This window comes from Celeribacter sp., from assembly GCF_048261515.1.
Taxonomy (GTDB): domain Bacteria; phylum Pseudomonadota; class Alphaproteobacteria; order Rhodobacterales; family Rhodobacteraceae; genus Celeribacter.
In genome coordinates this window covers 1-22,815 of record NZ_JBLXFZ010000006.1, presented here as the reverse complement: position 1 = coordinate 22,815, position 22,815 = coordinate 1, and the positions used below count along the sequence as shown (strand labels likewise).

Here is a 22,815-nt window from a genome sequence, read left to right as displayed (position 1 = left end):
CGCCGTTGGAGCGCGCAGCAGGCAGAACCTCAGGCCGCAACACGGGACGCAATTGTGTTGATCTCGAATACCATATCAAGGATCAGCGCGGCAGGGTCAAGATTGACGGCCCGTGCATGGGCCGCTCTGGCTGAAAGGGTCTGTTGCAATTCCGCCCAAGCCTTCGCCGCGTGGCCCTCTGGGGCCAGCCTGCGCATAAGCTCGATCTCGCCTTTGGCGGCTTCGATTAGGGGCGGGCGTCCTGCGCCCGTGCGGGCCAGACGGGTGAGAAAGCGGTCGATCAGGCGGCACACGAGGTCATAGCGGTCCACATTGGCCGCGCCGATGCAGCTTTCGGCCAGTGCCAGAAGGCGAGGGCGGTCGAGATCGGGCATGGTCGCCATGAGCGCGACGATCTCGCCGTAGGTGTCTACGCCGCCTTGATTGGACAATCGCAATGCCTCCCCCACCGATCCGCCCGCCAGTTCGGAGAGCGCGTGGGAATGATCTGCGGCATCAAAGCCTGCGGCGTCAAGGGCAGCGGAGAGGTCTTCGGGGCCGAGCGGGGCGAGACGAAGCGGGCGACAACGTGATCGGATCGTCGGCAAGAGGCGCGAAGGCTGATGCGAGACCAGCAGAAGCGTGGCGCCTTTGGGGGGCTCTTCGAGCGTTTTGAGAAGGGCGTTTGCGGCTGACGGGTTCATCTCGTCGGCGGCATCCACGATCACCACGCGACGCCCACCATCCGCGGCGGACATCTGGAAGAAGGTGTTGAGCTTGCGCACTTCCTCGACCGAAATCTGCGCGGCGTGTTTGCCCTTCTTGGCATCCCATGCGCGGCGGATCAGGCACAGGCGCGGCTCGGCGAGTTGCGCGGAACGGCGATAGACGGGGCTGTCGGGGTCGATGTCTAGGCGATCTGCGGCAGGAGGTGCGGCCTCCTCGCCAAATAACCCGCCGCCTACTGCCTCGCTGTCGATGGGTTGGGTGAGAAGGAAGCGCGCGATGCGCCATGCCAGGGTGGCTTTGCCCACCCCACGCGGCCCCGAAATGAGCCATGCGTGATGCAGGCGACCTGCGTTGAAAGCATCGAGAAAGTCGGCTTCAGCGCGTGACTGGCCGAAAAGGTGAAGCGTCTCGCGCGGATGTGGGGCACCTGCGGCGCGGTCAGCTTCGGGCGGAGCCTCCATGGTATCGACCTTTGTGCTCATGGGCGCGTCTTGCTAAGGCGGGCCGTCACGGCGTCCAGCGCGTCGGTCGCGATGGCGTCGATGTCGCGGCTTGCGTCGATCACTGTGAAACGGGCGTTGTCGCGTGCGAGGTCCAGAAAGGCCGCGCGGCATTTCTCCTGAAACTCTGCGCCGAAATCCTCGAACCGTTCCTCGGCGGTCTGACGTCCTTTGGCGCGGGCCAGCCCAACGGCGGGGTCCATGTCAAACAGCAGCGTCAGATCGGGTTCGATCGCAATCATCTCCGCGTGGAGGCGGTTGACCTTGTCCTGTAAGTCGCCGCGCGTGACGCCTTGAAACACGCGGGTGGAATCCGCGAAACGGTCGCAGATCACGATCTGGCCATTGGCGAGGGCAGGGCGAATGGTCTTTTCGAGGTGGTCGCGTCGCGCCGCCGTAAACAGTAGAATTTCAGTCTCGGGCGACCATCGGTCAGGATCACCCTCCAGCACCAGCGCGCGAATTTCCTCGGCCCCCTTGGAGCCTCCAGGCTCGCGGGTCAGGATCACGTCATGACCCTGCGTGCGCAGGGCCTCGGCGAGCAGCTTGGCTTGGGTGGATTTGCCCGATCCGTCGATTCCTTCGAGCGTGATGAACATCGCGGTCACTGACGCCTGTCCTCACTCATTGGGTTGCCGTCTCGGCGGGGGCGTCGCTCATGGCGCCACCAAGGGCTTCGGCGTTTTTGAACTGTTCGGCCAGAACCGACGCCGCCGTACGCAGGCGCGGAACGATGCCGCCGCGCTCGATGGTGCGGTCGGCCACAAGCGGGATACGCGCCACAGGCAGATCGTCGCGTGCCACGACCAGTTCGGCCAGCACGTCGCCCTGCATGATCGGCGCCACGAAGGGGCCAGTGTAGACGACTTCCGCCGTAAGAGTGCCCAGTTGCGAGCCAGGCAGAAGCAGCGACACATCTTCGCCAGCTACAAGACCCACATCCGTTTGCGTGCCCATCCAGACAGGCGCGCGGGCGAATTCGTGACCCTCTTCGGTCACGGTCTTTTCGGCGAACTGGCGAAAGGCCCAGTTAACGATCCGTTCTGCTTCTTGTGCGCGCTCGGCTTCCGAGGCCAGCCCCGTGATGACAAACACGATGCGGCGCGTGCCTTGGGTGGCGGAGCCGACAAGACCGTAGCCCGCCTCCTGTGTATGGCCTGTTTTCAGACCATCCGCGCCGATGCCGAGCTTCAGAAGCGGGTTGCGGTTGAAACGGTTTTGCGGTGCGCGCCCGTCATAGGGGAATTCAAGCTGCCCGAAATAGCCGTAGTATTCGGGGAATTCGGTGATCAGCCGCGTGGCGAGAAGGCCCAGATCTTCCATCGACATGCGCTGGTTCGGGTTGGGCCAGCCGCTTGCATTGGCAAAGGTGGAATTGTCCATTCCTAGAGCGGCAGCACGGTCATTCATCAGGCGGGCGAAATTGTCCTCTGTGCCCGCCAGCCCCTCGGCCACGACCACACAAGCGTCATTGCCTGACAGAACGATGATGCCTTGAATGAGTTCCTCCACCGTTGGGCGATCGGTCTCGTTGAGGAACATGGTCGAGCCGCCCATGTTCTTTGCCCGCGTCGAGACGGAGAATTGCGTATCAAGCGTTACCCGCCCGTCACGCAGCGCCTCGAAAAGCATGTTGAGCGTCATCAGTTTCGACATCGACGCAGGCGGCAACGGGGTTTGCGCCTCCTTCGACATCAGTAGGGTTTCCGTCGACAGGTCGTAGACCCATGCGGCGCGGGCGCGGGTTTCAAAGGCGCTGGCGGGCAGGGCGAGCACGATAAGCGTGGTCACGACGGGCGCGAGGCGGGCGAGGAAGCGGATCATCGGGCGGTGTGTCCTTTTCTTGGCCTGTTGCGGGCACTGGGGCCGCAGATCAAATAATGCAAAGCGAAGCGCAGGACGGCGAGCGCCGTCCGACACCCCTTAGTGCGTTACCGCATAGGCATCCGTGAAGCCCGCCTTCTTCACTTTCGCGAGAAGTGCCTTGAGCTCGGATGTGTTGTTGGCGGGGCCAGCGACAACGCGCCAGAATTTCTTGCCCGCGCTTTCGCCCTGCTTGATCGTGGCGATCACGCCTTGGGAGGCGAGCATTTCCTTGGTGCGGTTGGCATTGCCCTGCACCGAGAAGATGCCGATTTGCAGGTAGGGCTTGTTCAGCGAAGAGCTGGAAGCGGTCTTTGCGGGTTTGGGCGCTGGTGCCGTCTGCGCGCCGATCGCGCTTGAGGATGTGGCCCCTTCGCGGTCGATCGCATCAAGTGCTGCGGCGGCTTCGGCAATCGGGTCGCCGTCCAGCGTGGTCGCGGAAATCCCTTCGGAGGCAAGTGCCTCGGCTTGCGCAGGGGCGGCGGTCGCATCTGTGGGAGCCACGGCGGGCGCGACCTCTTCGCGGCGCAGCGCGGTGACGTTCAATTCGGTGGGCGATCCAGCGAGCATCCCAAGCGCTTCGGCGGCGTCAGAGGACACCTGAATGCCAGGGCCCGGGGCGGTCACTTCGCGCTTGAACAGCGCGCCGATCACGAATTTGCCGTTGGCCGTGTTGCGGATAATGACCCGTTCGGGATCGGTTACATCGGCATGTGCGACCCAGACACCGCCCAGCGACGGACGCCCGTCCCAAAGCCCTTTGTCCGTCACCTGAAAGACTTCGGGAGCCTCGACGTCACGCTCGACCAGTTTGGTAGATGTGGAACCCACAGGCGCGGAGGTTGCGCCTTCTGCTGCCCCGCCTTGCGGTTTGAGATTGTCGAAAAAGCCGCCCAACTGGGTGCTTTCACATGCGGTTAACGTGATGGTCCCTGCCAGTAAAAGGGCGAGTTTTTGCCCCGTGCCCGTGCGTGCCATTGCCTATGCCCCTTGATCCCTCTCCCGTTCAAATCGTGCCTGACGGGTCAACTGCTCGTGCCCGCGGGCTTATAGTGCCCTACGGTCCTTGCGCGCAGTCTAGCGAGAGCAGGCGCGGCTGGAAAGCCCTGCTGCAAATGATGGGCGAATTTCGGCAATACCACAGCAAAGCGCCCCAGATGCAACGAACCTCGCAACCGCTCTTGCTGAATCGAAACAGGGTCGCTAAAGGTGTCGCCCAGCGGAGGCTTGGCAGAGTGGTCGAATGCACCGGTCTTGAAAACCGACGGGCGTGAAAGCGTCCCCAGGGTTCGAATCCCTGAGCCTCCGCCATAAACTCCTGTTAGCGTATTGTTATTACTTACATTTCCTGATTTCGGTAAACGCCAGCCCCACATTCAGCCCCACATTTCTGTTTTGCTTTTGAGTGGTTGACACGTTTCAAATCAGGTGACATCGTTCGGTATCGCTTTGTCTTACGTGGGCGATATCACTTCGGTCCTGCGGGACCCTCTTCGAAATTCAGGCATAGGATGTGCTGCAATCTTTCCAGAAAGGAAGGGTGCACCTATGCAACGCAGACGTTCTCTCTCCGCTACATCCGCCAAGAAGGCGACGCGCTCTGATCAGTTGAGCCTGTTCGAGAGCAGTGCCACGCCCCCCAAGGACGGCAACGCAGGTCTTGACGGGGATTTGCCCCGCCAAACACCGTCCTCACCTCTCGATCCGACGCGAAAGAAGCCACCTGCAGGTCAAGCCTATCTCACCGTTCGCGAAGTGGCCGCGCGTTTTGGTTGCTCTGTTCCGACAGTATGGCGCCACGCGGCGGATGCGCGGTCACCATTTCCCTCTCCCATAAAGATATTTCCCGGCACGACGCGCTGGGCCCTGGTGGATCTTATCGCCTATGAGACAAGCCTTAGCTGGGACGGCAAAGCTAATACAGGCGATGAGGGGAGCGAATAATGCAACGTGCCTTTCACACGACACGTGTCCGCGAGAACAAAGTCTACGCCTCCAGCGAGGTACGGCAGCTGTATAACATCCACCCGAATACGCTGAGCAACTGGATCAAGGACGGACTGCGTCCCTCACCCTGTGGCACACCCCACGTTTTCCGCGGGAGTGAATTGCTTCGCTTCCATAAGGAACGGCACGCCGCCTCGCGGCAGCCCCTACGACCCGGCGAGATGTTGTGCCTGGTGTGCAAGTCGCGCGTTCGCCCCGAAATGTCCACGATCGTGCTTGGCGAAGACCGCTCGACGCCTTCGAAAGCCCGCTGTCCAGATTGCACTCGTCCTGTCACCAAGATACTGGATGAGACGGAATACGACACTGTAGCGGCGGCGTTTAAAAACAATACCACCCCAGAGTACCCAGACGAAGGTAAAGCAGGAACGCGGGGTGATATTGGGAAAAATCTTGAGGCATTGCGCGCCAAGGCTCCCAGTCCTAATGATCGTCTGATCTACGATTGGCAGGTGAGCGCAGGCCATCTGGAGAGCGCGACAGTGGACGCCTACCTGCACGCAATTCGGAATTTCGAGGATTTCCTATCTGGCAAACCCTTCGGAGATCTGGAGATCGAGGATTGCGCATCCTTTCGCGAGCATCTCAAAAGGCTTCAGGAAACTGGGCGCCTTTCGACCTCCAGCGTGCGCCACAGGGCGTCACAGGTGGCCAAATTCCTCTCGTGGCTTCTGGATGAGCCCGCAGGAAAGCACCTCAATCGCAACATTATAAAAGCCCTGCAACTTCCAAAAAAGTTTGCGCAGCGCGGTATTGAGCGTGAGCGCCCCTATCCGACGATCGAGCAGGCGGTCGAGATGCTGGCGGGCATGCCAGACGCAGAGCCCCATGAGGCGCTTCGCAAGGCGCTTTTTGCGCTCATTTGTCTGACGGGGTTGCGTGCGGGGGCTGTGACCTCCTTGCTGCGCAGAGACTTGGATATCGACAGAAAGACAGTGCGACAGGACGCCGGCCACATGCGCGCCAAGAACGGCAAGAGCTTTGTTGTCTATTGGTTTGACATACCCGATGTCTTTGAGGATTGCCTGAGCACCTTCGTTCGATCACTTGATGGGCATGGTCTGCGCCCCTCGGACGCGCTCTTCCCGCTCGATGCGGACCTGAAGCAACTGGTCGACGGCACGCGCGCCGCCTCCGCATTCAGTGTGCGCCGAACGCCCAGGGTTGCGACAGAGGCCTTTGCCATTGCCAGTAAGTCGGTGGGGGCGGCCTACACGCCCCATTCGGCACGTGATATGCTCGTTGCTCTAGGTGGGGAGCTTTGCACCACTTACGAGGAGCACAAGGCATGGTCGCAGAACCTTGGCCACGACGAAATCGTCACCACCGAGCGCTACTATGGACGGATGGACAGAAAAAAGGTCGGCGCAACACTGCAGTCCGTAGGGCAGGCCCAAACGGGACAGGGACAAACTGACGGAGCGGCAGATCTAAAGCCCTACGATGGTTTGCAGGCAGAGTTCGCGAAAGAAATCTGGGACGTTTTTCTGTCATTTCAGCAAGGACTGAACTCTAACGATGAAACGAAGAAGGGTGAGGTGATTGAGTGAGAAGTTGCCCGAACCTTCCAGGCAGGAGGCTAGGTTCCGGCCGGTATTATGGATAGAAGTCTCGTACGAGCTGAATTCAACGGTTGCTAATCAGAACTAAGTAGCGCCTGAAATATGTAGGGCGGGCCGTCGAAGTTGTACACTTTATCCTCCAGATCATCGTCTTGTGGTACTGGTGTCAGCCAATGTTTTGGCGGACTTGTCAGGTATCTTCTCCCGCGACCGGTTTTTCCCAATTGGCGTTCCCGCAAGGTATGCAGGGTTAGGGTGTTTGGTTTCCAGTTCGCTATTAACCTGTGCCCCACGGTCGGTTGCATTGATGGGGCAATTTTTGGTTAAGTCGGAGCATGGGGCGCCAGTGCTATGGGGGGAAGCATGTTGCGTTTGGAAGACCTTTCGGAATGGCCAGCGAAAAGCCCATCGGAGCCCACCGGTGTCGCGCAGTGCTGTGCCTATCACATGATTGACGTTGCTGCCGTAGCCGAGGTGCTTTTGCGCGATTACGCAGGTGGGCGAGGCTTTCGAGAAGCGATGGTACTGTTAATCGCGTTGCACGATATCGGAAAGGTCAGTGACGAGTTTTGGAACATGCTACAAAGGGGTGTGCCTCAGAAATATCGCCACTGGATGTTGAGCGAGGCGATTCTCTATCAGAACGATGATCTTCTCGGCCGCGCCCTAGGTAGCGAGCCACGCCGACGCCAAGTTCTTTATGGCGCCGTGGCGGGGCATCATGGTCGGCCGTCGGATCTCGACCTTGGACGGTTGCCCGTGCGTTCTAGGTCACGCAACGATCTTTTTCGTGCCCTGTCTTGTGTTGGTAGCGGTACTGAGCCTGCACGGCAGCACATTAAGGCACTGGCCGCACTTTGGCCTGAGGCATCGCTTGAGGGGCTGTCTCTCGCCGATACAAAATGGCTCAGTTGGTGGTTGGCTGGGCTTTGCACGGTGGCGGATTGGATCGGCTCGAATACCAATTGGTTTCCGACGGAGCCGCCGGAGCATTCTCTGGCGAACTATCTAGTACTGGCTCGCAGCCGAGCCGTCCGCGCTGTGGCCGAGGCGGGGCTGGGCGGGGTTCGCGCGTGTGATGGCCCGTTGTTCGACTTCAGCCTACGGCCGATGCAGCAGAAAGCTGCTGAATTGCCCTTGCCAAGTGGTCCGATACTTGCTGTCATTGAAGACGAAACTGGTGCGGGCAAGACCGAGGCGGCATTGTTGCTGGCGCAGCGGATGTTGCTCGCAGGAAAGGGTAAAGGACTCTACTTCGCCTTGCCGACGATGGTCACGGCGGATGCGATGTTTTCGCGGAGTGCTGAAGTCGTCGGTCGCTTGTTTGATGAATCTCCGACGTTGACGCTGGCCCATGGTCGAGCGGGCATTTCGAAGGATTTTTTGGCATTGCCCGATCTTTCGGCGCATGTTGCCTCGAGCCCTGATGCGTCGACCTGCACTGAATGGTTGCGCAATGGGACACGGCGGGCGCTTTTGGCGGATGTGGGTGTCGGCACAATCGACCAAGCTCTGATGGCTGCGCTGCCCGTGCGGTTCCAGACACTGCGGGGTTGGGGGTTGTCATCGAAGATCCTGATCGTGGACGAGGTGCATGAGGTCGGCGAACCTTACATGGCGGCGCAATTGGAGGCGCTGTTGAGGGCGCACCGTGCGCAAGGTGGTTCGGCCATCCTGTTGACGGCGACCCTGCCTTTGAACCAGAGGAAGCGACTTCTTGACACCTATGATGGCGCGTCCGACGATCCGGCGTATCCTGCGCTGACTATTGCAGGCGGCGCGGTGGCGACCGATCTGCCGCAAGAAACCGGCGTACGGGGAGAAGTGCGCGTCGCTCGGCTGGGGACGGCGGAGGACGCTGTACACCTGCTAGTCGAAGCTTGCGGTCAGGGGGCGGCCTGTGTCTGGGTGCGCAACGCGGTGGATGACGCCATTGCCGCGGTCGAGGCGCTGCGGGCAGTGGGAATTGACGCGGCCTTGTTGCACGCTCGGATGGCGCTGTGTGACCGCAAGCGGGTAGAGGCCGCTATGCGCGCGCGATTCGGCAAGGACGGGCGAGGGCGCGCGGGCCAGGTGATGGTGGGTACGCAGGTGCTGGAATCCTCTCTGGATCTGGATTTTGACGTGATGGTGAGCGACCTCGCCCCGATGGCCGCGCTGGTGCAGCGCGCTGGCCGGTTGTGGCGCCACATGGATTGTCGTCCTGCTGAGACGCGCCCCGTGCCTGCGCCTTTATTGCATGTTGTCTCGCCTGATCCCGCTGAGGTTCAGGATTTGTACTGGTTGCATGGGGTGATGGGCAAGGGAGCTTTCGTTTATCCCGTCAGCACATGCTGGCGCACCGCGCGGGTACTTTTCGACACGGGCCGCATCATCGCTCCTTCGGGGCTGCGAGCGCTGATTGAAGCGGTGCATGGGGATGGAGCCATTGACCTCCCCGATGTGCTGGTTGAGGACGAGGTGATGCAGATAGGCGATTGGGCGGCTAAGCGTGGCCTTGCAGGTCAAAACATCGTGGACTTCTCGCGCGGTTATCGTGATGGCGGGCGAGGCGACGATGATGTGGACTATCCTACTCGTCTGGGTGAGGAGCAGCGTGTTTTGGTATTGGCGCGCCGCGAGGGTAGTGTGCTGCGTCCTTGGGCCAAGGGCGATGGGATCGAGGCTTGGACGCTCTCTGAGGTCAGCGCGCGTCGCTCCCTTCTGGATCAACTGGATCTGCCAGATCAGGAAGCGCCGGAAATTCAAGCCGTTATCGAGGACTGGCCTGAATGGAAGCGTCGGGAGATGAGGCTTTGTCCGGTTGGCGAACATGGGGAAATTTGCGAGGGGCTAAGATATTCGCGTAATACTGGCCTGATCTTTACCGCTACCAAAGCTGCCACAGAAGCAAAATGAACGGGTTTACAGGTTACTAAATTTCGGATTTCATCTAGGCGTGTAGTGTATAGATGTGGTGCGTTGGTTTGAATCTCGTTGAAAGTGAATGGATTCCGGTTCTATGCAATGACGGCACACGCCGCACGATTGCGCCTTGGCAGATGGCTGAGTCGGACATCCTGCGCCCCGACTGGCCAAGGGCGGATCTGAACCTTGGCTGTCTCGAATTCCTGATCGGTCTTGTCTATCTTGCTGATCCACCCTCCGATATAGAGGATTGGGATGCGCGACTGGAAGGTGACCCTGAGAGGATGAGGGAAAAGCTCACCCCTTACGCTCCGGCTTTTGATCTACTGGGGGACGGTCCGCGGTTCTTGCAGGATTTGGAGAATCTGGAGGGGCAGCCTTCGTCGCCCGACCTGCTGTTTATCGACAGTGCGGGGGGGAATACTGCCAAGAATAATGCCGACCTCATGGTGCATCGCGACCGCTACATTAGGTTGGATTTGCCCACAGCGGCCATGGCTCTGTTCACCTTCCAAGCACATGCGCCCTCGGGTGGGGCGGGCAACCGCACCTCGATGCGCGGGGGCGGGCCGCTGGTGACACTGGCCGATCCGCAGGATGGCCTCTGGCAACTTATCTGGGCCAACGTGCCCGAAGGCACGCCGGGCCGGGCCGAGGACTTGCCCTGGATGCGCCCCACGCGTGTCTCTGACAAGAAACAGGAGACCCTGCCGCCCGAGGGTCGGGTGTTCTCGGTCGAGGCGTTCTTCGGAATGCCGCGCCGGTTGCGGCTGGTGGAAGAGGGCGGCGCGATCACCGGCGTGATCCAGAAGCCGTGGGGCACGAACTATGTGCTGTGGAAGCATCCGCTCAGCCCCTACTACCGGCAGAAGGCCGGGCAGGAGTGGTTGCCGAAACATCCCCGCGCCGGGCGCTTCGGCTATCGCAACTGGATCGGCGTCACGGTCAAGGCGGAAGGGGATGACATCACCGAACTGTCGCTGAGCCTGCGTGACGCCAAGACGCGTGGGGCCGCCGAAGCCGTGCTCGTCGCCGGCTGGTCGATGGACAACATGAAGCCGCGTGATTTCCTGTGGTCCGAGGAACCCCTGTTCGAGTTGACCTTAGAGGCAATCCACCGGCTGATCGGCATGATTGGGGCGGCCGAGGCGGCGGGCGTCGCTCTGCGCGCGGCGCTTGCCCCGGTTCTGGCCGAGGGCGAAAGCCGCGAGGCCGAGCGTGAGGGGTTCTTCCTCGATACCGAACCCGCCTTTCTGCGCCATGTGCAGGCGCTGGCCCGCGGCGAAGATCCGCGCGAGGCCTGGCTGGCCGACCTGCGCGACAAGGCGCTGGGACGGTTCGGCGCGCTGGCCTTCCCGGGGCTGGATCGGCGTCACACCGATGAAATCAAGGCCATCGTGACCGCCCATGGCAATCTGCAGGGCAGTTTCCGGGGCTACGGAAAGTTGGGCAAGGACATGTTCAACGCACTGGAGTTCGAGCTGCCTGCCCGCAAGAAGGGGAAAGCCGCATGAGCGAGGAAAAGCAGACCACCGGCAGCATGGTGCTGGGCTGGTGGAGCCAGAATATCGGCAACCGCGAGGCCGCCCATGCCCGCGCCCTATCGGCCCGCTTGCGCCGGGCGGAAACGGTCGATGTGCTGGGCGAACGCGCGGTGATCGAGCTGGCCGGAAGGTTGGGGATTGGCGCAAATAGCGCGCGACTGCCCCACTTCATCACCATGGTGCGCCTGCTGGCCGAATTGCGCACGCACGAAGGCACCTCTCTGGCCCGTCACATCGGTGGCGCTGACCCGGTGCTGTCGGAATTGCGGTTCCAGCGGCTGTTGCGCAGCGAGGGCGAGGAATTCGAAGACCTGATGCGCCGCGCGATTCTGATGGCCGACCGCAAATGCAATGTCGCCGCCTTCGGAGGGGATGTCCTCTATTGGGGCGAGGCCGTGCGCCAGCGCTGGTGCTTCCAGTATTTCGGGGCCGAGGCCTCTTCCGAAACGTCCAGGGAGATCGTTGAATGAGCACTTTCATCCAGTTCCACATTCTCACCCGTTACGGCCTGTCCAACCCAAACCGCGACGACCAGGGCCGCCCGAAACAGGCGATGATCGGCGGCAGCCCCCGGTTGCGCATGTCCTCGCAATCCATCAAGCGCGCGCTGCGCGAAAGCGCCTTCTTTGCGCTGGATCTCGCCGGCAACCGGGGCACCCGCACCAAGCGCCTGCATGACGGCCTGCTGGATCGCCTGACCGCAGCCGGGCACCCGGTGGAGAAGGCCGCGGAGATCGCCGGGCAGGTGGCCGAGGTCTTCGGCAAGCTCGACAACGCGCCCAAGGGCCAACACCACCGCACCGCCACCACGCTGGCCTTCATCTCGCCCGAGGAATGGGCCACGGCCGAGGAACTGGCCGACAAGGCCGCCGCGGGCGAGGCCCTGCCCGACAAGAAGGCGCTGACCAAGATGATCCTGCGCAAGGCGGATGGCGCGGTGGATATCGCCATGTTCGGGCGGATGCTGGCCGACAATGCCGATTTCAACCGCGACGCGGCGGTGCAGGTGGCCCATGCCTTCACCACCCACGCGGCGCAGATCCAGGAAGACTGGTATTCCGCCGTCGATGACCTGAACAAGAAAGAGGAAACCGGGGCGGGCCACCTGGGCGAAACCGGCTTCGGCTCGGGCATCTATTACCAGTATGTCTGCGTGAATGCCGACCTGCTGGTCGAGAACCTCGCCGGCGACAAGGAGCTTGCCGCCAAGGGGGGCGAGGCGCTGGTGCAGGCGCTGGCCGTGGCCACGCCCGGCGGCAAGCAGAACAGCTTTGCCCATCACCCCCGCGCCGAATACCTGCTGGCAGAGGCCGGTGGGCAGGCGCCGCGCGACCTCTCCGGCGCCTTCTTTGCCCCGGTCACGCGGCAGCCGTGGCTGGATGCCTCGGTCGAGGTTCTGGAGAAAATCCGCGCCGATCTCGACGCCGCCTATGGGCCGGGCTGCGACGACAGCCGGGTGATGCAGGTGGGTAAGGGCGGCACGCTGGGCGAGATCGCGCAATTCGTGGGCGACACGATCCGGGGGCTGTGATGCGGCCCTACCTGATCTTCACGCTGACCGCGGCGCTCGGCTCCATGGGCGAACTGGCGGGCCACGAGAGGCGGGGCACCGGCCTCTGGCCCGGCCGCTCGGCCATCCTCGGGCTGCTGGGGGCGGCCTGCGGCATCCGGCGCGACGGCGATTTCTCGCGGCTGGACGAACTGTCCATGGCCGTGGCGATCTTCGACGAGGGCCACGCCCTGCGCGATTACCACACCTTCCAGACCGTCCCCTCGGCGGTGGTCAGGTCGCCCAACTCCCGCCCCGAGGCGTTGAGGGCCGCCGGGCTGCGCAGCAATACCGCCATCACCCTGCGCGACTATCGCTGCGGACCGCTCCATGGCGTGGCGCTGTGGTCGGAACATGACCTACAACCGCTCTGCGAAGCGCTGCACCGGCCCGCCTTCACGCTCTATCTCGGCCGCAAGTCCTGCCCGCTGGCCGCTCCCCTGGGCGCGCAGGTGGTCGAGGCGGAAACGCCCGAGGACGCGCTGCAACATCTCAAGCTGCCTGGCTGGCGGAAGGACGCGCGGGCGCTGCGGCTGGTGCGGGACGCGGAGGCTGGCGAGGTGGTGCATGACGTGCCGCTCGACCGGCGCAAATGGCACTTCGCCGCGCGCTCGGTCCGGGTGGACGCTGTCGAGATCGCCCCGTCGGAGGCCCGGACATGACGCTCTATCTCTCCCGCCTGCGCATTGCGGCGACCCCCTCGGCCAGCGCCCTGTCGCGGCTGATCTCGCCCGAGGCCGCCGGCGCCCGGCGCGGGGCGCACCACCGGCTGATCTGGGCCGCCTTCGCCGACCATCCCGACCGGCAGCGCGATTTCCTCTGGCGCGAAGAACAGCGCGGCGAGTTCCTGGCCCTCTCGGCCCGGCCGCCCCAGCCGATCGACCTTTTCGACCGGCCCGAGGTCAAGCCCTTTGCCCCGCAACTGGCGCAGGGCGACCGGCTGGCCTTCCGCCTGCGCGCCAACGCCACGCGCAGCCGCAAGGGGGCGGGGCGGGTGGACGTGGTGATGGACGCGCTGCATTCCGTCCCGAAGGACGAGCGCGCCGCCAAGCGCAACGAGATCGCGCAGCGCGAGGGCGCGGCCTGGCTGGCGCGGCAGGGCGAGGGGGCGGGCTTTCGCCTGCTGCATTGCGAGGTCGAAGGCTACACCACCGAAACGCTGCCCGAGTATCGCGGCCCCCGCAAGGGCGCCCCGCGCTTCGGCATCCTCGAAACCTCGGGCCTGCTGGAAGTCACCGACGCGGATGCCTTCGTCGCGCGGCTGGCGCAGGGCTTCGGCCGGGCCAAGGCGTTCGGCTGCGGGCTGATGCTGATCCGGCGCGCGGGATGAGCGGCGCGCTTCCCGGCCTGCCGCCGCCCCGGCCCATCCCGCTGAAGGACCGGGCCTCGCTGGTTTTCGTCGAACACGCCCGGCTGGACGTGATCGACGGGGCCTTCGTGGCGGTGAACGCCGACGGCACACGCACGCAGATCCCGGTGGGCGGACTGGCTGGCATCATGCTGGAACCCGGCGCGCGGATCAGCCACGCGGCGGTGGCGCTGGCGGCGCGGGTCGGGACACTGATCACCTGGGTGGGCGAGGGCGGCGTGCGGCTCTATTCCGCGGGCCAGCCGGGTGGTGCGCGCTCGGACAGGCTGCTGTGGCAGGCCGCCATCGCGCTGGATGACAGCGCCCGCCTTCGCGTTGTGCGCAAAATGTATGAAATGCGCTTCGGCGATGAAGCGCCCGCTCGTCGCTCCATCGACCAATTGCGCGGGATCGAGGGTGTGCGCGTCCGGGAAACCTATGCTCTTCTGGCCAGGCAGCACGGGGTGGACTGGAAGCGCCGTTCTTATGATCCGAAGGATTGGGAGGCGGGCGATATTCCCAATCGTTGCCTCTCGGCTGCAACTGCCTGCCTGCACGGGTTGAGCGAGGCGGCGGTTCTCGCGGCAGGATACGCACCTGCTATCGGTTTCCTGCACAGCGGCAAGCCGCGCTCCTTCGTCTATGACATCGCTGACCTTTTCAAGCTGGATACCGTGGTGCCCGAGGCGTTTCGCATTGCCGGACTGGCGGCGAAGGGGAAGCTGGATATGCATCCGGACCGCGCGGTGCGACTTGCCTGCCGCGATTCCTTCCGCAAGACAGGCTTGTTGAACCGCATCATTCCGGCCATCGAAGAAGTATTGTCGGCGGGAGACTTGCCGCGTCCTGATCCGCCAGCCGAGGCACAGCCGGTGGCTTTCGAAGAGTCCAGTTCAGGCGATAGGGGGCATCGAGGATGATGGTTGTCGTGGTAACAAACGCCCCGCCACGTCTGCGCGGTCGCCTCGCCGCCTGGCTGGTTGAGTTGCGAGCTGGCGTTTACGTTGGCAACTATTCGGCCCGTACCCGTGAGATGATCTGGGAGCAGGTAGTCGGCGGGCTTGAACAGGGCGATGCGATCATGGTCTGGAAGGCGCCAACAGATCAGGGCTATGACTTTAGAACGGCTGGACACAATCGCCGTATGCCTGTGGATTTCGACGGATTGAAACTGGTCGCTTTTCGTGACTGAAAGAGATTTGGTGGGACGGGGAACCTCTCGCCTCTCTTTGGTAGGCTTTTTGACATTGTGAAAGTTTCGGTAGATCAAGACTCTACAGGAAGACCGTTCCCCGCACACGCGGGGATGAACCGTCCAACCTTGGCCTGTCTCGCGCCCTTTCAAACCGTTCCCCGCACACGCGGGGATGAACCGGAGGTCGGGGATCACCTCGGCGATGGCACTCCCCGTTCCCCGCACACGCGGGGATGAACCGACTCTACCGTCATTTAACGCCCACCAATCCAACCGTTCCCCGCACACGCGGGGATGAACCGATCAAGTTCTCCTCCGATGGATGGGAGTTGGTCCGTTCCCCGCACACGCGGGGATGAACCGAACTTCGGCGCGGGCAAGTACGCGGACGGGGGCCGTTCCCCGCACACGCGGGGATGAACCGTTCATATCCACGGCGCACAACGGCCTCCAATCCCGTTCCCCGCACACGCGGGGATGAACCGAGATACCGAGTGATCTTGTGATACCGTCAGATCCGTTCCCCGCACACGCGGGGATGAACCGTGGTATATGTCTGGCCCCGCAAGACGAGATGACCGTTCCCCGCACACGCGGGGATGAACCGCCCAGACAGGCCAGTGACGTAACAAATGTCTGCCGTTCCCCGCACACGCGGGGATGAACCGCGGATCGTGCGTGAAACGCGGCTCGTCAATCGCCGTTCCCCGCACACGCGGGGATGAACCGATAGGCGCGTCACCCTTTGCGGCCCGTGTGGACCGTTCCCCGCACACGCGGGGATGAACCGATTGTCGATGCAGTCGCATCGCACATGCTTGACCGTTCCCCGCACACGCGGGGATGAACCGCAGTTGAAAATCCTCGCAGTGACCCACTTGGTCCGTTCCCCGCACACGCGGGGATGAACCGGTCATCTTCGCAGACTTCTGGATTGGAACCGTCCGTTCCCCGCACACGCGGGGATGAACCGCCGCCCGTCAGGTCCACGCCCCCGCCGAATATCCGTTCCCCGCACACGCGGGGATGAACCGATTTCGACGCCGCGTGGTTTGGCGCGCGCATGCCGTTCCCCGCACACGCGGGGATGAACCGGCTCGGCGCCGATCTCGACCGCCTTGCGCTCGCCGTTCCCCGCACACGCGGGGATGAACCGGCAGGCGCCCTGCCGCCGCGTAAACCCGCCAACCGTTCCCCGCACACGCGGGGATGAACCGGACATCCGCGACATGGAGCGGCAGGCTTCCGACCGTTCCCCGCACACGCGGGGATGAACCGCGGGTATGGCCCCTTAACTTCGGTCATTCAATCCGTTCCCCGCACACGCGGGGATGAACCGGCGTGGGGATAACATGGCGATCAAAGGATTTTCCGTTCCCCGCACACGCGGGGATGAACCGGTAATTAATAGGCTGAACCATTTAGAACCCCCCCGTTCCCCGCACACGCGGGGATGAACCGTATATCATTCGCATTTTCGTCGCATTGCAGGTCCGTTCCCCGCACACGCGGGGATGAACCGGCCTTCCAAGTATGACGCCGTGCCGCGCTTGCCCGTTCCCCGCACACGCGGGGATGAACCGCGTCATAGACAACTCCAGACACTCGGAAGGCGCCGTTCCCCGCACACGCGGGGATGAACCGGACTACGGCTTTTCCGAGCAGGAGATGAACCACCGTTCCCCGCACACGCGGGGATGAACCGACATGGGGCGAGATGACGGACGAGGAGAAGGGCCGTTCCCCGCACACGCGGGGATGAACCGCATCTCTTGCGCTTCGCTCAGGGCTTCGAGTTCCGTTCCCCGCACACGCGGGGATGAACCGTTGCTGTCGACAACGCACCCTGAGTTGTTACCCCGTTCCCCGCACACGCGGGGATGAACCGTCCACTCGTCACCCCGTTGTGTTCGGCTCGCCCCGTTCCCCGCACACGCGGGGATGAACCGGGCCAGCGATGTTATCGCCCGCCGTGGTGATGCCGTTCCCCGCACACGCGGGGATGAACCTCAAGCTCATAACCTGAAGGTCGTAGGTTCAAATCCTACTCCCGCAACCAAAATCATACGGTAATTACAATACCTTAGCCGCCCTCGGGTGGCTTTTTGCGTTTGGGGCAATGCGCGCTGGAAGCACCGTGGAAGCAAATAGGGCGATGTGAGCGGTGTGGTTTTGGGGCAACGGGGGCGGGCGACTGTAGGCGCTGCCTCAGTTGCAATTGGCTGTTCGGTTCAGTTCCTTTTAGGTTTTTGTAAATTTTCGGTTTTCGATAGTTATGAATCGCTTCCCGGTTACTGTGGGGTCGTAAAGCCAACACACCAAGGTTGCTTTTAACTAAAGAAAGGACTTGGAGGGGGCGAATAAGATGACTGCCAGAGCAGAAGTTTATAGATGCGCGGGCGAAACTCTTGAGCTTGCTCAATTTCTAGAAGAAGCTCTCGCTTTATCAATTATTATGCTTTTCATAATAGAGGCGGGAATGCAGAAGGACTTCACGCCTGAAGAGATTTCAAAAATGATTGTTGAGGCGAGGCGAGACCAAATCCCAATTACCTCAAAACCCGTGACTAAAAAGTTTCAACAGAACCTGCAAGCACAGATGGGACAGGTGAATTTGCTCGTGCAAACCGGTTCAATGGGGGAATTGAAACGTACCCTCGAATCCAAACTGCATGTATCGCCTGGCGGACCATCAGCTTCGATTGAGGTTTTGCAGGGTGCTTTGGAAGCGAGAAATCACCTTTGCCACGGATTTTTCAAGAGCCATTTCGCAAACACAGATACGGACGCTGCTATACGGTCTGCCCTATCAGATCTGTCAGATATGAAGGAAAAAATCCAAGAAGCCATCGGGTTTGCGAATTCTCTGGTTGCCTCACTTCAAGACCAGTTCCCCATTACATTCTCGAATTTTGAAAGAAGATTGCATTAGAGAACAGCGCCTACGTCTAGCCAATCGCGGGCGCACCGAGTTCTGCCCCTAGACTCAACCCGCGCTAAGCCACTCAATAGAACCCGGATGTTTGTCGCTTACAGCTCTCAGGACCCGCCCTAACGGAGAGCCTTCATCGCTGATATGCACGACAAGGTGATCAATGCTTCTTGTGAGCGGGATCATAATCCAGTTTAGCGCAAAATTATTTGCTTCCTGCGCGAGGGCTTTTTCCAAGAGTTCCTTAGAGAAGAGAAATCCTTCTCTCTTCCTCACATGTTCCTCTATTCTACTTATGTCGATACGCGGTTGATCTGTCTGGTAATCGTAAAATAAGTCCAATCCCAGACAAAGGGTCGTCCAACCTTCCATGCCTCTGCAAGAATGATATTGGATTGCTCGGAGCTGACTATCTCTGACCGGATAGACCCTGCGGTCACTTTCATCAAATCCACGCCAACTGTCGCGATTTGATTTTTCAATAGCTTTATCAAATAAAGCCGCGAAGTTCTTGCCTCCAGTCATCCTGCTGGAAGGCAAACAAACCAAATTGTCTACCGCCCGAAGTGTTCGCTGTTCTCTTTGGTCTGCATCGATAATTTCCAGGCCACGCTCGACTGCCCGAGGTGCATCCGGCTCGACTATTACCGTAAAGCGCCCACCATGCGTGTTTGGGTCCGGCTCAAGATCCCAGTCGGGAACCGCCAATTCTCGAGCGACTTCCGCTATTGTCTGACAAGTTGCTGCCTTTGTTCTCCTAGAAGACCGTAACCTGTGCCTACGATTAATTGGAATGTCTCCACGATCCCAGTTGCACCTATCAAGACCAACGAATTGGTCCACGCCGTCAGCAACAACTACTTTCCCCGGCTCAAAAAGATGAAAGAATAAGTCTCGCTGCTCTTCCGACCAATCCTGCCCTTCGTCAATTAGCACGAAGTCATAGACACTGGATGGCTTGGAAGAGTATTCGGCCACATCGCTCCATATTTTTACCGTGTGCGCATCCAAGTGATTATTTATACCATTTCTTTTGGCTTTGCAGATTGGACAGGGATAACGTTCTGACGGAGTGCACTCTCCCGGAATGGTAGAAGCAAGGAAATCCTGCGGCTTGGAGATTGCCCAAAGCCTGATATTTTCGCGTTCTGAAATATCAGACACATGCTTTCTAACAATGGCTTCCGAAACACTACCGAATGCTCTTGTGAAAACAGATTGGAGGAAAGTGTATCGAGTCTCTAATCTTGGAATCGGGTTAAGGTTTGGATTTTGTTCTGAAATAAACCGCAGAGAACGGTTTATATCCGCAATAAGACCGTGATTGTAGGTGAGTATTATGGCACTTTTGCCCTGCCGGGCGAGATGCAATGCGACCTGAACGAGCGCAAAAGTCTTTCCAGTTCCTCCACGTCCTCTCAATAAGAGCAATCCATTGCCCAAGTTTTGAATATAGGTTGTTTTCTCAGCATCAAAACGTGTTTGCGTCAAAGAATTTATACGGCGCAGGTCAAGGCGAGTTGGTGTCACCTTGTGCGTAAGCAAACCATGCAGTGTTTCAAGACTATGATAGCGTTTGCTCTCAGACGCTTCATGATCAACCAGAGTTCTAATAGATTTGTACTTGGCGTTCACTTCAAAACAGTCCACCAACCGCTGCCAAGTAAGGTCGGCAAAGTGAACAGGAATGCTACTTTCAGCTGGAATACCATTGAAGTTTTGTTCATCCGCCCGAGCCAACCATATCGCGCGTTGCACGAATGTAGAGCTTCTCCGCCTCTGCCCTTGATATGGATGCTCCTGATACCGCTTCAGGGCAAAAGTCTGTTCATTGCATTGGCTCGTGGCATCATGCCATTTCTGATCATACCGCACCTCGACCTTTGGGCCCACAAATCGAATAAGATCGGGCGAATGTTGTTTAACCTCGACAATCAAAACGAAGGAGTGAATCGGCGTATTATCTGATGTTTTGAGCTGCAATTCTTTTGGGCGAGTGTCATGGTAAATCAATACCAAATCGAGCTCACGCCCCGGCAAACATAAGTTGCTGTGTATTTCGGCTGAAATATCGGGATGGTCGAGATCAGGTGCGCTAGCCAGAAGGGAGTCTCTTAGCCTCTTAGCGTTGTGCGTCTCCTGGTTCTCAGAATCAGAAACAATTCTTATTGTCATACTGCCTGAACTCTTCAATTTTACATGTAGTTAGACTACATCTTATGTTCTGTAAAACAATAGAAGCTTTGATCAGCCCCACCTAAGTGGTCCAGTTTGAATGTTAGTGCCTTATTGGCCTGGGTTCCATCGGAACGATGGTTTCCGGGGCCGGTGGGCGGTAGCCCAAGGCACTGTGTGGTCGTTTCGTGTTGTAGTGTTTCCTCCATTCTTCGATCAGGATTTGCGCCTCCCTTAGCGAGTAGAAGACCTCGCCGTTAAGCAATTCATCCCGAAGCCTTGCATTGAAGCTTTCGCAGTATCCGTTCTCCCAAGGTGATCCCGGCTCGATGTATGAACCGCGCCGGGTTTGCCGGAGGCTCCAACTCATGAGTAGGATGGAGCATCATGAACAAGACAACGAACAAATATACACCTGAAGTGCGCGAACGTGCCGTGCGGATGGTTTTGAATGGCGAAGGGCAGCATGACAGTCGCTGGTCTGCGATCCTGTCGATTTCTTCGAAGATCGGCTGTGCGCCGCAAACGCTGAATGAATGGGTGAAGAAGGTCGAGATTGACACTGGTCAGCGCGGGGGTGTCACGACAGAGATGGCTGAGAAGATGAAGGCGCTGGAGCGCGAGAACCGTGAGTTGAAACAGGCCAACGAGATACTTCGCAAAGCGTCCGCGTTTCACCCGCCACTTGAACCAGTGGCGTGACGGGCTCAACTTTGCTCAGGCGGAGCTCGACCGCCCGTTCAAGAAATGATCCGCTTCATTGATGATCACCGCGCTGACCATGGGGTCGAGCCGATTTGCAGGGTTCTGCCGATTGCCCCAGCGACTTTCTACGATCACAAGGCCAAGCAGGCTGATCCTTCGCACTTGTCGGATCGCGCCAAACGTGATGAGCAACTCAAGCCTGAGATCGAACGCGTCTTTGAAGAGAACCTGAAGGTCTATGGCGTTCGCAAAGTTTGGCACCAGATGCGCAGGGAAGGCTTTGACATCGCACGCTGCACCGTCGCACGTTTGATGAAGGACATTGGCATCGAAGGCGTCATTCGCGGCAAGAAACCAAGAACGACGATACCTGACAAGGCGCTACCCTGTCCGCTGGATCGTGTGAACCGGCAGTTCCATGCTCCCGCGCCGAACGTCCTTTGGGTCAGCGACTTCACATATGTCGCCACATGGCAGGGGTTTGTCTACGTCGCCTTCGTCATCGATGTGTTCGCGCGGCGGATCGTTGGTTGGCGCGCAAGCCGCACAGCCAATGCTGGCTTTGTTCTAGATGCTTTGGAACAAGCCATTCATCAACGTAGACCAGCGCAGGACCAACTGGTCCATCACTCGGATCGCGGATCGCAATATTTGTCGATCAAATACACCGAACGGCTTGCAGAAGCCAAAATTGCGCCTTCTGTCGGCAGTGTCGGGGATTCATATGACAACGCCTTGGCTGAAACGATCAACGGCCTGTTCAAAGCCGAGGTCATTCACCGCCGTGGCCCATGGCGCAGCTTTGAAGCCGTCGAATATGCCACCCTAGAGTGGGTCGATTGGTTCAACAACCGCCGTCTGCTAGAGCCCATCGGGAATATCCCGCCAGCCGAAGCAGAGGCAAACTTCTATGCAGCTCTGGAAAGATCAGACATGGCCGCGTAACTAAGACAAATCAGCCTCCGGCAAACCCAGCGCGGTTCAAAGCTTGTCCAGCGTCAGGTCCGACACGGCGCGACGCAGCCGATCATTCTCTTTCTGAAGCCTCTTTAGTTCCTTCAGTTGGTCGGTTCCCATCCCACCATATTGCTTACGCCAGCGATAGAATGTCTGTTCCGTTATCTGAACCTGCCTGATTGCATCAATGCGCGGCATTCCCTGGCCGCACAGCACCTCAACCCGCCGCAACTTCGTGACAATCTCTTCCGGCTTGTGTCGTTTGATTCCCATATTTGATCCTCCGTTTCCTAACTATACGGGCGGACCACTTCAGTGGGGGAGGATCACACGCATGGGAAACCGGGACTGAGGCCAAGGCTGGCGTTAGAAAATGGATCGAGTTCTACAATCACAAGCGACCACATTCTTCCCTTGGCGGACAGCCACCTGCCGTGGTCTATTGGCAGAGAATTGAAACGAACAACCCCGATCAGCAGGTGCAAAGAGTAGCTTAAATTACGCCAGATCCTGTCCGGCAAATGGGGAGTGGCTCAGTGGTTCTCGCAACCATCCAGCCTAGACATTGCCCAACAAGCTTTCCACGCCATTCTATCCGGACGGGCGCAAAACGAATTCGCCCCAAGCTTCCATCATAGGCCGCCTTTGCTCGAGTTTGTCGGTGCGGTGATAGGCGGCTTCGGTGGCGTTCTTGATGCTGTGAGCAAGGGCCCGTTCTGCAAGGTCGCGCGCGTAGCCGTTCTCGGAGGCCCAATCCCGAAAGCTTGAGCGGAAACCGTGTACAGTTGCCGTCCGTCCGGGAATGTCGCTTTCGACCTGCGCATCGCGGAGAATTTTGGACATGGTCATGTCGCTCAACGGTC

The 22,815-nt window shown here is 60.0% G+C and carries 16 protein-coding genes, 1 tRNA gene, 4 pseudogenes, 1 CRISPR repeat array and 1 other annotated feature; of the genes and pseudogenes, 13 read left to right on the top strand and 8 right to left on the bottom strand.

Features of this window, described 5'->3' with window-relative positions; translation table 11 throughout:
• Positions 1 to 29: 29 nt before the first annotated feature.
• The 4 genes from ACN0SC_RS11440 to ACN0SC_RS11425 all read right to left on the bottom strand — a co-directional run bounded on the left by ACN0SC_RS11440 (position 30) and on the right by ACN0SC_RS11425 (position 4,049).
• Positions 30 to 1,190: a DNA polymerase III subunit delta' gene (locus ACN0SC_RS11440; RefSeq protein ID WP_417249813.1), complete on the bottom strand. Its 1,161-nt coding sequence runs from the start codon at positions 1,188 to 1,190 to the stop codon at positions 30 to 32.
• The gene (gene tmk / locus ACN0SC_RS11435; protein WP_417250052.1) at positions 1,187 to 1,807 is read right to left on the bottom strand and encodes a dTMP kinase; all 621 of its coding nucleotides are present in this window, start codon (positions 1,805 to 1,807) and stop codon (positions 1,187 to 1,189) included. Before tmk ends, ACN0SC_RS11440 begins: the two co-directional genes overlap by 4 nt.
• A 25-nt stretch (positions 1,808 to 1,832) precedes the next feature.
• Positions 1,833 to 3,032 (bottom strand): D-alanyl-D-alanine carboxypeptidase family protein, encoded by a 1,200-nt coding sequence (locus ACN0SC_RS11430; RefSeq protein ID WP_417249812.1) that lies wholly within the window; start codon positions 3,030 to 3,032, stop codon positions 1,833 to 1,835.
• A gap of 99 nt (positions 3,033 to 3,131) precedes the next feature.
• Positions 3,132 to 4,049: an SPOR domain-containing protein gene (locus ACN0SC_RS11425; protein ID WP_417249811.1), complete on the bottom strand. Its 918-nt coding sequence runs from the start codon at positions 4,047 to 4,049 to the stop codon at positions 3,132 to 3,134.
• Positions 4,050 to 4,292: 243 nt separating this feature from the next.
• Between ACN0SC_RS11425 and ACN0SC_RS11420 the strand changes: the two genes are divergently transcribed.
• The 11 genes from ACN0SC_RS11420 (at position 4,293) to ACN0SC_RS11370 (ending at position 18,115) form a co-directional block, all read left to right on the top strand.
• Positions 4,293 to 4,382: transfer RNA gene (locus ACN0SC_RS11420), tRNA-Ser, on the top strand.
• Between the two features lie 632 nt (positions 4,383 to 5,014).
• Positions 5,015 to 6,628 carry a tyrosine-type recombinase/integrase gene (locus ACN0SC_RS11415; protein WP_417249810.1) on the top strand — a complete coding sequence of 538 codons (1,614 nt, stop codon included), beginning with the start codon at positions 5,015 to 5,017 and terminating at the stop codon, positions 6,626 to 6,628.
• A 375-nt stretch (positions 6,629 to 7,003) separates the two neighbouring features.
• Positions 7,004 to 9,538, top strand: coding sequence for a CRISPR-associated helicase Cas3' (gene cas3 / locus ACN0SC_RS11410; protein ID WP_417249809.1), 2,535 nt, complete (start codon positions 7,004 to 7,006; stop codon positions 9,536 to 9,538).
• A gap of 68 nt (positions 9,539 to 9,606) precedes the next feature.
• Positions 9,607 to 11,061, top strand: a complete 1,455-nt coding sequence (gene casA / locus ACN0SC_RS11405) for a type I-E CRISPR-associated protein Cse1/CasA (protein ID WP_417249808.1) — start codon at positions 9,607 to 9,609, stop codon at positions 11,059 to 11,061.
• Positions 11,058 to 11,561, top strand: a complete 504-nt coding sequence (gene casB / locus ACN0SC_RS11400) for a type I-E CRISPR-associated protein Cse2/CasB (RefSeq protein WP_417249807.1) — start codon at positions 11,058 to 11,060, stop codon at positions 11,559 to 11,561. Before casA ends, casB begins: the two co-directional genes overlap by 4 nt.
• The gene (gene cas7e / locus ACN0SC_RS11395) at positions 11,558 to 12,622 is read left to right on the top strand and encodes a type I-E CRISPR-associated protein Cas7/Cse4/CasC (RefSeq protein ID WP_417249806.1); all 1,065 of its coding nucleotides are present in this window, start codon (positions 11,558 to 11,560) and stop codon (positions 12,620 to 12,622) included. Before casB ends, cas7e begins: the two co-directional genes overlap by 4 nt.
• Positions 12,622 to 13,302 (top strand): type I-E CRISPR-associated protein Cas5/CasD, encoded by a 681-nt coding sequence (gene cas5e / locus ACN0SC_RS11390; protein WP_417249805.1) that lies wholly within the window; start codon positions 12,622 to 12,624, stop codon positions 13,300 to 13,302. The genes cas7e and cas5e overlap by 1 nt, the downstream gene beginning before the upstream one ends.
• A complete protein-coding gene (cas6e, locus tag ACN0SC_RS11385; RefSeq protein ID WP_417249804.1) occupies positions 13,299 to 13,970 on the top strand; it encodes a type I-E CRISPR-associated protein Cas6/Cse3/CasE in 672 nt (223 codons plus the stop codon). Before cas5e ends, cas6e begins: the two co-directional genes overlap by 4 nt.
• Positions 13,967 to 14,908, top strand: a complete 942-nt coding sequence (gene cas1e / locus ACN0SC_RS11380; RefSeq protein WP_417249803.1) for a type I-E CRISPR-associated endonuclease Cas1e — start codon at positions 13,967 to 13,969, stop codon at positions 14,906 to 14,908. The genes cas6e and cas1e overlap by 4 nt, the downstream gene beginning before the upstream one ends.
• The gene (cas2e, locus tag ACN0SC_RS11375; RefSeq protein ID WP_417249802.1) at positions 14,905 to 15,180 is read left to right on the top strand and encodes a type I-E CRISPR-associated endoribonuclease Cas2e; all 276 of its coding nucleotides are present in this window, start codon (positions 14,905 to 14,907) and stop codon (positions 15,178 to 15,180) included. Before cas1e ends, cas2e begins: the two co-directional genes overlap by 4 nt.
• A gap of 93 nt (positions 15,181 to 15,273) precedes the next feature.
• A CRISPR array of direct repeats spans positions 15,274 to 17,193; the repeat unit is 29 nt; unit sequence CCGTTCCCCGCACACGCGGGGATGAACCG.
• A gap of 355 nt (positions 17,194 to 17,548) precedes the next feature.
• On the top strand, positions 17,549 to 18,115 hold the full coding sequence (locus ACN0SC_RS11370; protein ID WP_417249801.1) for a hypothetical protein: 567 nt from the start codon (positions 17,549 to 17,551) through the stop codon (positions 18,113 to 18,115).
• A gap of 54 nt (positions 18,116 to 18,169) precedes the next feature.
• On the opposite strand, the gene ACN0SC_RS11365 is transcribed toward ACN0SC_RS11370, so the two are convergent.
• A complete protein-coding gene (locus tag ACN0SC_RS11365) occupies positions 18,170 to 20,290 on the bottom strand; it encodes a hypothetical protein (RefSeq protein ID WP_417249800.1) in 2,121 nt (706 codons plus the stop codon).
• A gap of 103 nt (positions 20,291 to 20,393) precedes the next feature.
• Positions 20,394 to 20,627: pseudogene (locus ACN0SC_RS11360) on the bottom strand (integrase core domain-containing protein); the annotation flags it as partial.
• Positions 20,628 to 20,677: 50 nt separating this feature from the next.
• Here ACN0SC_RS11360 and ACN0SC_RS11355 point away from each other — a divergent pair.
• Positions 20,678 to 21,940, top strand: a pseudogene (locus ACN0SC_RS11355) (IS3 family transposase).
• Positions 20,995 to 21,112, top strand: a sequence feature (AL1L pseudoknot). Its footprint overlaps the pseudogene before it by 118 nt.
• A gap of 39 nt (positions 21,941 to 21,979) precedes the next feature.
• Here ACN0SC_RS11355 and ACN0SC_RS11350 read toward each other — a convergent pair.
• Positions 21,980 to 22,225 (bottom strand): annotated as a pseudogene (locus ACN0SC_RS11350) (transposase); the annotation flags it as partial.
• Positions 22,226 to 22,281: 56 nt separating this feature from the next.
• On the opposite strand from ACN0SC_RS11350, the pseudogene ACN0SC_RS11345 reads away from it, so the two are divergent.
• Positions 22,282 to 22,449 (top strand): annotated as a pseudogene (locus ACN0SC_RS11345) (integrase core domain-containing protein); the annotation flags it as partial.
• A 94-nt stretch (positions 22,450 to 22,543) separates the two neighbouring features.
• Here the strand turns inward: ACN0SC_RS11345 and ACN0SC_RS11340 are convergent.
• On the bottom strand, positions 22,544 to 22,815 hold a 272-nt coding region (locus tag ACN0SC_RS11340), incomplete at its 5' end, for a tyrosine-type recombinase/integrase (RefSeq protein ID WP_417249799.1).